This window comes from Nostoc cf. commune SO-36 (genome assembly GCF_023734775.1).
In the GTDB taxonomy this organism is placed as follows: Bacteria; Cyanobacteriota; Cyanobacteriia; order Cyanobacteriales; family Nostocaceae; genus Nostoc; species Nostoc commune_A.
On record NZ_AP025732.1, the window covers coordinates 2,187,110 to 2,198,397 of the forward strand.

The window sequence follows — 11,288 nt, forward strand, 5'->3', positions numbered from 1 at the left end:
TGAAGTCTTGACTTTAACTCATAACTCCTGTAAAGACACCATTAATCACGTCTCTGTTGTGCAGATGTGATTCATCGCGTCTCCTAACTTATTTTGACGCGAGTTGCTCTATTAACATTACCACTTTCGGCATCACGGACTTTTTTGCTCCGCCACAGTAAAATAATTGGCGTGCCTTTAAATCCTAGCTGTTGCCGAAATTGCCGTTCAATGTAGCGGCGGTAGTTGTCGTTGAATCGTTTGGAATCATTGACAAATAGGGCGATCGTTGGTGGTTGGCTACTTACTTGTGTACCATAATAAATCTTGCCCTGACGCCCACCACGGGATGCTGGGGGTGAATGCCAGCTAACGGCATCTGTTAAGACTTCGTTAATTACTGATGTACTAACACGGCGTTTATGTGATTCAGCCGCAGTTTTCACCAATTCGAGAATCTTTTCTACCCGTTGTCCTGACAAGGCACTCACAAAAATTGTTTCTGCCCATTCGGTAAAATGTAACCGTGATTGCAGAGTTTTTTCGTAGTCGTAGATTGTGTAAGAGTCTTTTTCGACGGCATCCCACTTATTAACGACGATGATGCAAGCTCGACCTTCTTCGATAATTCGCCCAGCTAATTTTTGGTCTTGCTCAGTGACTCCATCTACGGCATCTATTACTAATAAAACCACGTCAGCGCGACGAATCGCTTTGAAAGCACGGTTAATACTAAAAAATTCTGTGCCGTATTCGATGTGTTTCTTTTTGCGAATACCGGCGGTGTCAATCAAGCGGTAGGTTTGCCCTTCCCGTTCAATGACGGTATCAATAGCATCGCGGGTAGTACCAGAAATTGGGCTGACAATTGCCCTCTCTTCCCCAACAAAAGAATTTAGTAAGCTCGATTTGCCCACATTCGGGCGTCCCACAATTGCTACTTTGATTTCATTCGTTTCTGGAATGTCTTCAATAGCAGGGATGTGATTAACTAACTCGTCGAGTAACTCTCCTGTGCCACTTCCATGAATCGCGGAGATGGGGTAAGGTTCGCCCAATCCCAATTCCCAAAATTCGGCAGCTTGCATTAAGCCTTGTTCTGGGGATTCACATTTATTTACAGCTAGTAGCACAGGTACAGTTTGTTGGCGCATCCATTCGGCAATTTCTAAATCTGCTGAGGTGGGGCCTGTTTGACCATCTACGACAAAGATAGCGCCACATGCTTCTGCCAGGGCTGTCATTGCCTGTTGGCGAATTAGTGGTAAAAATTCGGTATCATCATTAAAAACTAAACCACCAGTGTCTACCACCAAAAATTCACGACCATTCCAGAAAGCTGGTAGATAAGTGCGATCGCGTGTCACTCCCGGTTCATCATGGACAATCGCCGTTTGTTCCCCGGCGAGTCGATTAACCAGGGTGGATTTGCCTACATTTGGGCGTCCGATAATTGCAACAATTGGCAGTGCCATAAAACCAGGGTAAGTGAGAGACGTAGTATATCACGTACTTACATTTTACTCTCTTTAAACTTGAAGTTTTAATAATTTCCCAATTATCTGAGGCGATATCTACGATGGGCTAATGAGTAACGGCATAGTTTCAAAAATAAAAAAGGTAGGGAACTCCTACCTTTTACCCAAAAAAAGCATTTTGTAACTAAATACCAAATTAACTATCACACACGCTTTTGACGAATCTATTGCAAACAGATGACGAAGGTGTGACGCTTAATTTGTACTTGACTTTGCAATTACTCCCAATTGCAAACCAGGTGGATAACTCCCTTCTTCCTTGATGCGCTTAATTTCAGCATCGGTTATCTGCAAATTTAACTTTTGTGCTAGCGATCGCACAATATCTCCTCGATCAATGACACCAGCGACAGCGCCAGCCGGAGAAAGTACAGTAATTCGAGGTAATTGCTCATTCTCCAGTTTGTTAATCACCTCAGCGATCGATGTTGATTCTGTAACAGTGGGTATTTCTGTCAACGGATGCACAATGCTATGTAAAGTTTGAGTTTCCCATTCACTCCTTTGGGTTAAACGGAAATCGTCAATGGAAACTAGACCCCGGTAACGCCCATCAGAAGCAGCAAAATAAACCTGTGAGGGAGTGGTTTCCAACAGGTATAAGTCAGCAAAAGAACGCAATGTCTGATCAGCATCAACAACTCGATAATCGCGTGTCATCGCATCGGCTGCCACCACTTTTAGTAGGCCTTCTTGCAATGTTGTCATGTTGTCATAGGTGTTAGCGTTGCGGACAGCAAACCAACCTAACAGCGCAATCCACAAACCAAGTACTAACTCCCTCGTCACGAAATCGACAACAAATCCTAAAGCGATCGCACCATAACCCAAAATTTGCCCAGCCCTTGCAGCCCAGTGTACGGCTTGAAAACGATTACCTGTGATTTGCCATAGTGCTGCTTTTAACACTTGTCCTCCATCTAGAGGTAAACCGGGAATCAGGTTAAATAGCGCCACCACCAAGTTAATTCTCGCCAAATCTCCAACCATGACACTGAGTGGATTAGTATCAGGTATCACAATAGATACTAGCCGGAGCAGGAAAAATAGGATGATACTCACCATAGGCCCAGCGATCGCTACTTGAAAAGCTTTGCCCGGAGTTTTAGATTCTTCTTCAATAGCAGCAATCCCGCCAAATAGAAATAGGGTAATTGAATTAACTTTAATGCCTTGCGATCGGGCTACTAAGCTATGCCCCAACTCATGTAACAATACCGAACCAAATAGCAACAGTGCCATAACTATTCCAGCACTCCAAGCTATAACAGTCCCCCATTCTTGATAAGCTACCCCAAAGTTAAGAGTTGCCAACCCTAAAATCACAAACCATAACGGGTCTAAAAACAGGGGAATTCCAAATAAAGACCCAATTTTCCAATTTGTTTGCATTACATTGTCCTAAAACTAGATATCGCCAGTAGTTTCTGTACTGCAATATTTGCGTATATACTTATACATATATTTCCGAGCATCAATTCGATAGTGCCGAGTGACGAAATGCTCTGCTCTTATTTCTAGAATAGCTAATTAATGCCTGTGAGCAAAGCTCTGAAGTGGGGCATTGGGAAGAGGCAAAGGGGCAGGGAGCAGTGAGCAGAGGGGAAATAGGTAATTTTTATTCTTCCCCTGCTTCCCCGTTCTTTCTCCTGCATAAATTAACTGAATAAGCCTTGTAAAGGGGATTAACCTGTTTCTAAAGCCATATCAATCCTCCGTTGATGAAGTAGCTGGAATCGTCCCTCAAGGGAAGGTTAGTATCTCCCCCCTCAGTTAGGCTGACTACGCGAAGACTGACTGGCTAATGCTCATGAGTTATTTTGCTGGAGAAGGAACCAAAATCGTTTTTAGGAGTTTTGTATTGATGGCGGCGTTAGTTGTAACGCCGCCATCATCGCAAAACTACAGACGACCGATGTTAGTCAGTCCTAAAACGATGCCAACGCCGATAATATGACCAAAAGCCATCGCTGCAACGAATGTTGGAACACTAATCGGCAGGATGGGGAACTTGGGGCCAACTAAGGGTTTTTCGATCCTAGTACTTAGCAAAACAATTACTAAGCAAGTGATGCTGATGATGATGCCAACTGTAGGATTCCACGCAGGTGTTGTGGGAACAGTTGCCTGGGCTGCTAGTAAAATAGATGAAATCAAGCTTTTGTCTCCTAAAATGTAGACCTACAAAATTATAAAATTACCAAGGTACAAAAGTTTTGCGGATAGTTTAGACTTTCTTGAGGATTATTTTAAATTTGTTAAATTTTCATGCGCGTTAAAATTTGCGGCATTACTCAACCACAGCAGTCTGTAGCGATCGCCTCTATGGGGGCCACGGCACTAGGATTTATTTGTGTGCCAACCTCACCTCGCTACGTGACTACATCCCAAATTCGGGCAGCAGTAGCAGAACTCCCGGCAAATATTGACACAATTGGTGTTTTTGCCAACGCTAGTATCCCCGAAATCAGTCAGATAGTCCTTGATTCTGGGTTGACTGGTGTACAGCTACACGGAGATGAGTTACCAGATTTTTGCTACCAATTGCGTCAAGCTTTACCCAATGTCGAAATTCTTAAAGCTATGAGAATTAATAGTCTTGAGCATCTAGACACAGTAGTTGATTACACAAAATACGTAGATACTTTACTGCTTGATGCATACCATCCGCAACAATTGGGTGGTACGGGCAAAACCTTAGATTGGACAATGCTAGAGCAATTTAATCCCAATTGTCCTTGGTTTTTAGCAGGAGGATTAACAGCCGATAATATTTTGGAAGCCCTCAGTCAGGTTAATCCTAGCGGCATTGATTTATCTAGTGGTGTGGAACGGACACCTGGAGATAAGGATTTAGATAAAGTAGCTAAGTTGTTTGAAAAATTAGCTAGTAGATAGTAGGGAGCAGGGGAGGCAGAGGGAGAGGACTATTGCCCCATGCCCCATGCCCAATGCCCAATGCCCAATTCTTTAAAAGAATGCCGCTTGGTGGCGAATCAAGTTAAAAAATTCTTCGCGGGTTTTGTGTTCTTCTTGGAAGACACCAACCATTGCGCTAGTTACAGTCCAAGAACCTGGTTTTTGAACGCCTCGCATTACCATACACATGTGGCTAGCTTCCATGACAACGGCTACGCCTTGAGGTTCTAAAATGGTCTGGATTGCTTCGGCAATTTGGCGGGTTAACCTCTCTTGTACTTGCAAGCGCCGGGAATACATCTCAACAATACGGGCTAGCTTACTCAGTCCGACAACTTTTTGGTTGGGAATATAAGCAACGTGCGCTCTACCCATAAATGGCAGCATGTGGTGTTCACACAGGCTAAAGAAATTAATATCTCGAACTAGTACCATCTCGCTATGACCTTCATTAAAGATGGCATCATTAACGAGTTCTTCAAGGGATTGGTTATAGCCACTGGTAAGAAACCGCATTGCCTCGGCTACTCGTTTGGGTGTTTTGAGGAGTCCTTCACGTTCGGGGTCTTCACCAACGCCCAATATTAGTGTCCGCACGGCCTCCTTCATTTCCTCCATCTGCTCCTCTTTTGGCGGGAACACATCCGCTTGTCGCCCGTTATGAGTATTGCGATCGGGTCTAGGAGTTATGGCTTCTGCCAAGTCGGGAATCAGAGGTGATTGAGAGGAATTAGAACCGTTGGAACTAGCAGTAGTCATGATTAAGTCTTGGTTATGGTTTAGTCATTAGTTATTAGTCATTAGTCATTTGCAAAAGACAAAGGGCAAAAGACTAATTAAAGTGCGCCAGCGCTGGGCATTAGGGTCAATTCATCAATAACTGCCTGTTGTGGTAACAGAACTGTGTAGAGAATTGATTCAGCCACAATTTCCGGGGTTAACATTTTGGAACGGTCTAAGCTGACACGAACTGTTTCTGTGTCCCAAAGTTCGGTATTGACTGCGCCGGGACAGATAGATGTGACACGAATGCCGTGGATGCGTTCTTCTTGTGCCAGGGTTTGAGAGAGGGCTATCAAACCAGCTTTGCTGATGCTGTATGCTCCCCAACCGGCAAAGGGTTGCTTGGCGGCAATTGAGGCGACGTTGATAATTGTGCCTGTGCCGCGATCGCGCATTGAAGGTAAAATTCCCAAAATGCACTGAAACACGCTGGTAAGATTTAAGTCAATTACCTGCTGCCAGTCCTCTAAGGGGGTTTCGCTCAAATTGCCTGTATAAGCGATGCCGGCATTATTTACCAGAATGTCTATATCACCAAAGTCAAGGGCGATCGCTTGGATCTTCTCTTTGACTTCGGAGAGCCGCGCTAAGTCTACAGCGTAAGCTTTCGCTTCCACCCCAGTATGCTTGACTGCTTCTCTTACCGCCTCCAACTTATCCAAAGAACGGCTAACTAGGGCGACATCTATTCCCGCTTTCGCAAAGGCTAAAGCCGTTGCTTTCCCAATCCCACTACTTGCCCCTGTAATCAGGGCGCGTCGTTTTTGCTCAACACTCATGGTGTCTCCCAATTTTTTGGCAGTTCCCAAAGCCTATTACCACCCAATTATTCACACTTCTCGGTTTGGATAGATTAAAGGAATCTAAAAATCTGATGATTTCAATTAAGTAACTGCTATGATTCAGTGCAATACTAGGCGTATTGTGGGTTTTAACAGTGAAGACAACAAATCATCGCCTGGAAAACCACGCCGGACACTGAAATTAGATTACTCAATAACACAAAAGCTACTCAATGAAATTGAGTAGATTTATCAAACATACAAATGCCTATGGCTAGATTGTTAAAAATCTTTAAGCACATAGGCAATTATAGCATTTTTGCTTTATTAATCAATCATTATGCAGTGCCGTTAGTGGGCCAACTTCTGTAAAAACACCAATTTTGCGGAATTTTTCATAACGCAGTTGGCGGCGTTCTGGAGCGGTTAAACGATTGAGTTCGTCCAAATTTTCTAGCAGCACTTGCTTGAGAATGGTAGCAGCTTTTAAAGGATCGGAATGAGCGCCACCAGTGGGTTCAGGCAGTATTTGGTCGATAATTCCCAATTTTTTCAGGTCGTGGGAAATAATTTTCAAAGCCACGGCAGCTTGGGGAGCCTTGCCAGCATCTTTCCACAAAATTGCGGCGCAGGCTTCGGGAGTGGCGACGGTATAAACGGAGTGTTCAAACATGAGTAGGCGATCGCCTACGCCAATACCGAGTGCGCCACCGGAACCACCTTCACCAATGACTGTGCAGATAATTGGCACATCTAAGCAAAACATTTCCCGCAAGTTGTAAGCGATCGCTTCTCCTTGACCTTGGTGTTCTGCTTCTACCCCAGACCAAGCTCCTGGCGTGTCAATAAAAGTTAGTATCGGCATACTAAATTTATTGGCGTGTTCCATTAACCGCATCGCCTTGCGGTAGCCGCCAGGATAAGGCATTCCAAAGTTACGGGCAATATTGTCTTTGGTATCACGACCTTTTTGATGACCTAACATCACCACAGGTTGCCCACTCAGACGACCAACACCACCAACTAAAGCCGGATCGTCACCACCACAGCGATCGCCATGCAATTCCATCCATTCATCACTAATAGCCTGAATGTAATCGAGAGTACTGGGGCGACGGGGATGACGAGCGACTTGCAATCGCTGGGACGGGGATAGACTAGTGAAAATTTCCTCACGCAGTTGCATGGCACGAGCTTCTAGTTGGCGAATTTGACCAGAAACATCGACCCCATTCTCTTCTGCAAGTTGCCGAATTTGATCTATTCGGGTTGCGAGTTCTGCTAAGGGTTTTTCAAAATCTAACAGTAGCGGTTTACGCTCGGTAGTTGCCATCGTAGGGGTTATAAGTTACGAGTTATAAGTTATCTATCTTTTATCCTTTGTCCTTTGTCCTTTGTCCTTTATGACTAATGACCAAGGACAAATGACTAATGACTAAACCAGCAGAGGTCTAAATCCATGTTTCACTGATACCTTACCAATCTGCTCCATTTTGTCTACGGTAATCTGATTGCGCCCCCAGGAAAAGTTTCGTATATAACTTCTCAAATTCCAGCAGCATTGATTCAGCAAAACAAGCAAACAACTGGCGGGCTGGCACGTCCATATTGACGATTTTCATAATTTTCCAGTCAATATCCAGGGAATGCTCTACAATCCCACCATTTAACACATATACACCAGGATACTGAACTTTTGTTGCTAAGTTTTTAGGATAACCACCATCAATCAATAAACAGGGTTGTTTCAAAGTAGTGGGGTCGATTTCCACGCCTTTAGGCATACTGGCAACCCAAACGACAACATCAGCTTGGGGCAGTGCTTCTGTCAAACCCATGATTTTTCCTCGCCCCAGTTCGCCTTGCAACTCTTTGAGACGTTCTTGATCGCGGGCTATCAGCAGAAGGTCTTGGACATCTGTTTTCGCATCTAGCCAGCGAGTAACTGCACTACCAATATCCCCAGTTGCCCCACATATAGCAACAGTAGCGTTTGATAGATCAATTCCTAGTTGTTTTGATGCTTCTTCTACTTGCTTACAAATAATGTAAGCAGTATGTGTGTTTCCTGTCGTGAAGCGTTCAAAGTCTAGTTTAATGTTGCGGACTTGGCTAAATTGCTCTAACTTAAAGTTTTCAAAAATAATCGAGGAAAATCCCCCTAAAGCTGTGATGTTAATGCCATGCTTCTGTGCATGGGCCATTGCGTTGAGGATTTTGCGCGTTGCGGCTTTGATGCGGCGACTAGCTAGCATTTCCGGCAAAAAGCAAGATTCTACATACCGTCCTTCAATTTGTTGCCCAGTTACACTGGTGACAATAATGCTATCAACAATTTGCGGCGGGGCGCTGCACCAGAAGTCTAGCCCTTGATCGGCATATTCTGGGTATCCCAATTCTTTAGCTACCGCTTGAGCGTGTTCTAAACTAGTCAGATGTCCAATTAGACCAAACATGTAGTGATTATTAAGCTTATGCTGTCCTGAGCGCGTGTAAATTTCCGAGAGTTGGGAGTTGGGAGTTAGGAGTTAGGAGTACGACTCAATACCTCATGGGTTAAGGGTTTTTGGTTCTGAGTTTTGATCTGTAGAGATGCATTTCGCTTCTCTCTCAAGGACTTTGGGCTTAACTGAATGGTATTAGAGTTCGACTCATAATTTCTCACTCCTAACTTTTTTAAGCGGCTATGAGTCCGTAGGCTGATAAGCGCATAATATCGCGAGTTGTAAAACCAATGTTACTTAATGCTTCACCGTACTGAATCATAAAGTCTTCTACCAAGCATCTTTTTCCATTGCATTGTGTGGGCATCACCCTCTACTTGGTTGAGCATTTTCCAGACGATGGGTAGGTTTTGGCGATTTGCAAGTTCAAGTTCAGCTTTAGCTTCTGTGAAGTGTTCTTTCAACCAAACTTCTCCAAAGTTGAGGTGGCTATATTCTTCTTTTACTACTCCTTCAGTGATTTTGCGGGCAAAGTCGTCGGCGACGGGGATGTAAATGTTATATGCTGCGATCGCAAAACATTCAATAATCAAAGACTGAATCAACAGACAGGTAACTACCTTGCCTTCTGCTGCTGCTGTTTGGAAATTCTGGTGTAGTCCAGAGAAAAACTTTTTAGCAAATTCCAAATCTGGGGTTACTTGCAAATTACGTCCACAAGCTTCAAATCCTTTTTTATGGCGGCTTTCCATCTTCGAGAGGCGAATCAGTTCATCATGAGATTCTGGCAGCAGTTGAGCTAGCGTGATGTAATTTTCATGGGCTTCTTGTTCCCCTTCAATCACGATCGCATTAATCCGGCTATAAGCATCTTTGTATGTTTCGCTCTTGAAATCTAATTCTTTAACTGGCCTGTAAGCTGCTGCATGGTTATGTTTACTCCTGTAAGGGAAGAATTATTTGACACCAGGATTGAATTTACCTCATGAACTGAGAGTAACAATCACTGTGGTTTTAATTTAACTTAACAAGTAACTATGTTTATAGATTAACTTTTGCTGAGGGTGATGCTCTAGTACTAGCGAAATAAATGCTTTGAAACTCAAGTTATGTCCAAACCAAACCCGAATCTAAAATCTGGCAATTTTTTGAGCCTAGTAGTCTTACTGCTAGGGGCATTTATCGTTCTACTACCATTGTTTGTGGTCTTTCTCACCTCCTTTGCATCAACCACCACCAGCCCAGATAATTTATCCAAAAATAACTGGTCTTTAGCTAATTACCGCGTTGCCTGGCAACAGGGGAAATTTTTGCTGGCGTTTGCTAATTCTACCTTGGTAGCGATCGCTGTGACGGCGTTTCAAATTGTCACTTCTGCTTTGGCTGGTTATGCCCTAGCAAGGCTGAAGTTTCGGGGACGCCAAGCACTGCTATTGGTAGTTTTAGCAACTTTGGTGATTCCCTTTCAGTTATTGGTGATTCCTATTTTTTTGGTTTTGAAGTGGGGACACCTGATAAATACATACTGGGCGCTGATTTTACCCACTGCTGTCAACGGTTTTGGGATTTTCTTGTTACGTCAGTATTTCCAGACAATTCCGGTGGAGTTAGAGGAAGCCGCCGCCATAGATGGGGCGAACCGACTGCAAATTTTGTGGCGGGTGATGTTACCTTTAGCCCGTCCGGCCTTGGTGACGCTGTTTTTGTTCACCTTCATCGGCGAATGGAATGATTTGTTTAAGCCTCTGGTATTTACGACACGACCGGAATTAAGGACGGTGCAACTGGCGTTAGCTGAGTTTCAAGAGCAATTTACAAATAATTGGCCTTTAATGATGGCGGCGGTAACTATAGCGACGGTTCCGGTAATGGTATTATTTCTCATCGGTCAGCGTCAGTTTATTCAGGGTATTGCTGCAACGGGGATTAAAAATTAGTGTGGTGCGATCGCTTTTAATAACCTTCGCACAAGCGACTCGCAGTTTCTACCAAACTTAGGTGTAGTATGTTGGCGTAGCCCATCGAAAGTATCACTTTTTCGCCACGCCATTTTCAAAAATCCTTGCAACAGAATACATAGGTAGGGGCGTACATTTGTACGCCCCTACCTATGTATTTGTATCAGCTATTTAATGAAATGGTATTATCCAAACCGTAAGCAGAGTGTGAGGAGTTATCAATTACTCAATCCTCTTGAGTGGTCAACGGTCGCCAGATTCATGAAGGCTTTAAGGAAATCCGGCAAAAATATATGAAGTTTTGTTACGCAATGCGTAATTGTTACTAGTCGAATTGAAGTAATAATTATGGGAGTTCGCAAGAGCTTTAGAAACCTAATGCTGTAGCGCCACTCTAGACTCTGTATCCTTGATTTTTTTGTTGCCAAACTGTACTACTTGAAATCACGTTAATTTAGTACACCACAAGATAAATTCACACATTTACCAGTCTGCAAGGAGAGCAAAATTCATGAAATCTCAAACTTCACAACAAGCAGTCATTGAGTCTGAAACTTTAGAGCGGGTAGAAGAGAAAATTCAGCAGGAAATTATGGAAATTTTGAAAATCTCTAATTTCCGCACCCTACTCGAAGAAAACGGTATATCAAAAGATAGAGTCCTGAAAATTAAGCTTGAGTGCCATATTGAATTAGCTCCAATTCCATCCACTGGTGCTGTTGATAACAAGCAACCACAGGGATTTTTGCCAGCAGGTTTAGGCCCTGTTGTCTTGAAATTGCAATGCTGCGAAGACTGGCAGGGAAATTGCATTAAATGCTAGAAAACCGTAGCAGTATTGTCAACTTCACACCTAATCTCGATTAATTGAGAAGAAAGGTAAGG

At 43.6% G+C, this 11,288-nt stretch carries 9 protein-coding genes and 2 pseudogenes; 3 read left to right on the forward strand and 8 right to left on the reverse strand.

Translation table 11 applies throughout. The annotated features are described in order from the left end of the window. Nucleotides 1-83: 83 nt before the first annotated feature. From der to psaK, 3 genes are all read right to left on the reverse strand, one after another. Nucleotides 84-1,454: a ribosome biogenesis GTPase Der gene (gene der, locus ANSO36C_RS09620; RefSeq protein WP_100898952.1), complete on the reverse strand. Its 1,371-nt coding sequence runs from the start codon at nucleotides 1,452-1,454 to the stop codon at nucleotides 84-86. Nucleotides 1,455-1,712: 258 nt separating this feature from the next. Continuing rightward, nucleotides 1,713-2,909 carry a site-2 protease family protein gene (locus tag ANSO36C_RS09625; protein WP_251959343.1) on the reverse strand — a complete coding sequence of 399 codons (1,197 nt, stop codon included), beginning with the start codon at nucleotides 2,907-2,909 and terminating at the stop codon, nucleotides 1,713-1,715. 510 nt (nucleotides 2,910-3,419) lie between these two features. Further along, nucleotides 3,420-3,674, reverse strand: a complete 255-nt coding sequence (gene psaK, locus ANSO36C_RS09630) for a photosystem I reaction center subunit PsaK (RefSeq protein ID WP_251959344.1) — start codon at nucleotides 3,672-3,674, stop codon at nucleotides 3,420-3,422. 111 nt (nucleotides 3,675-3,785) lie between these two features. On the opposite strand from psaK, the gene ANSO36C_RS09635 reads away from it, so the two are divergent. Next, entirely contained in the window at nucleotides 3,786-4,415 is a 630-nt protein-coding gene (locus tag ANSO36C_RS09635) for a phosphoribosylanthranilate isomerase (protein WP_251959345.1), read from the forward strand. Between the two features lie 72 nt (nucleotides 4,416-4,487). On the opposite strand, the gene folE is transcribed toward ANSO36C_RS09635, so the two are convergent. The 5 genes and pseudogenes from folE to ANSO36C_RS09660 form a co-directional block, all read right to left on the reverse strand. Then, nucleotides 4,488-5,195, reverse strand: a complete 708-nt coding sequence (gene folE, locus ANSO36C_RS09640; RefSeq protein WP_251959346.1) for a GTP cyclohydrolase I FolE — start codon at nucleotides 5,193-5,195, stop codon at nucleotides 4,488-4,490. Between the two features lie 77 nt (nucleotides 5,196-5,272). Further along, on the reverse strand, nucleotides 5,273-5,998 hold the full coding sequence (locus ANSO36C_RS09645; RefSeq protein ID WP_251960291.1) for an SDR family oxidoreductase: 726 nt from the start codon (nucleotides 5,996-5,998) through the stop codon (nucleotides 5,273-5,275). A gap of 334 nt (nucleotides 5,999-6,332) precedes the next feature. Continuing rightward, nucleotides 6,333-7,334 (reverse strand): acetyl-CoA carboxylase carboxyltransferase subunit alpha, encoded by a 1,002-nt coding sequence (locus ANSO36C_RS09650; RefSeq protein ID WP_251959347.1) that lies wholly within the window; start codon nucleotides 7,332-7,334, stop codon nucleotides 6,333-6,335. Nucleotides 7,335-7,436: 102 nt separating this feature from the next. Continuing rightward, nucleotides 7,437-8,457, reverse strand: a pseudogene (locus tag ANSO36C_RS09655) (long-chain acyl-[acyl-carrier-protein] reductase). Nucleotides 8,458-8,677: 220 nt separating this feature from the next. Further along, nucleotides 8,678-9,373: pseudogene (locus ANSO36C_RS09660) on the reverse strand (aldehyde oxygenase (deformylating)). Nucleotides 9,374-9,554: 181 nt separating this feature from the next. Here ANSO36C_RS09660 and ANSO36C_RS09665 point away from each other — a divergent pair. Both ANSO36C_RS09665 and ANSO36C_RS09670 read left to right on the forward strand, forming a co-directional pair. Then, nucleotides 9,555-10,382, forward strand: coding sequence for a carbohydrate ABC transporter permease (locus ANSO36C_RS09665; protein ID WP_251959348.1), 828 nt, complete (start codon nucleotides 9,555-9,557; stop codon nucleotides 10,380-10,382). Nucleotides 10,383-10,914: 532 nt separating this feature from the next. Beyond that, the gene (locus ANSO36C_RS09670) at nucleotides 10,915-11,226 is read left to right on the forward strand and encodes a hypothetical protein (protein ID WP_251959349.1); all 312 of its coding nucleotides are present in this window, start codon (nucleotides 10,915-10,917) and stop codon (nucleotides 11,224-11,226) included. Nucleotides 11,227-11,288 lie beyond the last annotated feature (62 nt).

What these genes read in the sequence shown, in the direction of transcription:
- der (WP_100898952.1), bottom strand. Translation starts at nt 1,454, where the DNA reads ATGGCACTGCCAATTGTTGCAATTATCGGACGCCCAAATGTAGGCAAA.
- ANSO36C_RS09625 (WP_251959343.1), bottom strand. Translation starts at nt 2,909, where the DNA reads ATGCAAACAAATTGGAAAATTGGGTCTTTATTTGGAATTCCCCTGTTT.
- ANSO36C_RS09635 (WP_251959345.1), top strand. Translation starts at nt 3,786, where the DNA reads ATGCGCGTTAAAATTTGCGGCATTACTCAACCACAGCAGTCTGTAGCG.
- folE (WP_251959346.1), bottom strand. Translation starts at nt 5,195, where the DNA reads ATGACTACTGCTAGTTCCAACGGTTCTAATTCCTCTCAATCACCTCTG.
- ANSO36C_RS09645 (WP_251960291.1), bottom strand. Translation starts at nt 5,998, where the DNA reads ATGAGTGTTGAGCAAAAACGACGCGCCCTGATTACAGGGGCAAGTAGT.
- ANSO36C_RS09650 (WP_251959347.1), bottom strand. Translation starts at nt 7,334, where the DNA reads ATGGCAACTACCGAGCGTAAACCGCTACTGTTAGATTTTGAAAAACCC.
- ANSO36C_RS09665 (WP_251959348.1), top strand. Translation starts at nt 9,555, where the DNA reads ATGTCCAAACCAAACCCGAATCTAAAATCTGGCAATTTTTTGAGCCTA.
- ANSO36C_RS09670 (WP_251959349.1), top strand. Translation starts at nt 10,915, where the DNA reads ATGAAATCTCAAACTTCACAACAAGCAGTCATTGAGTCTGAAACTTTA.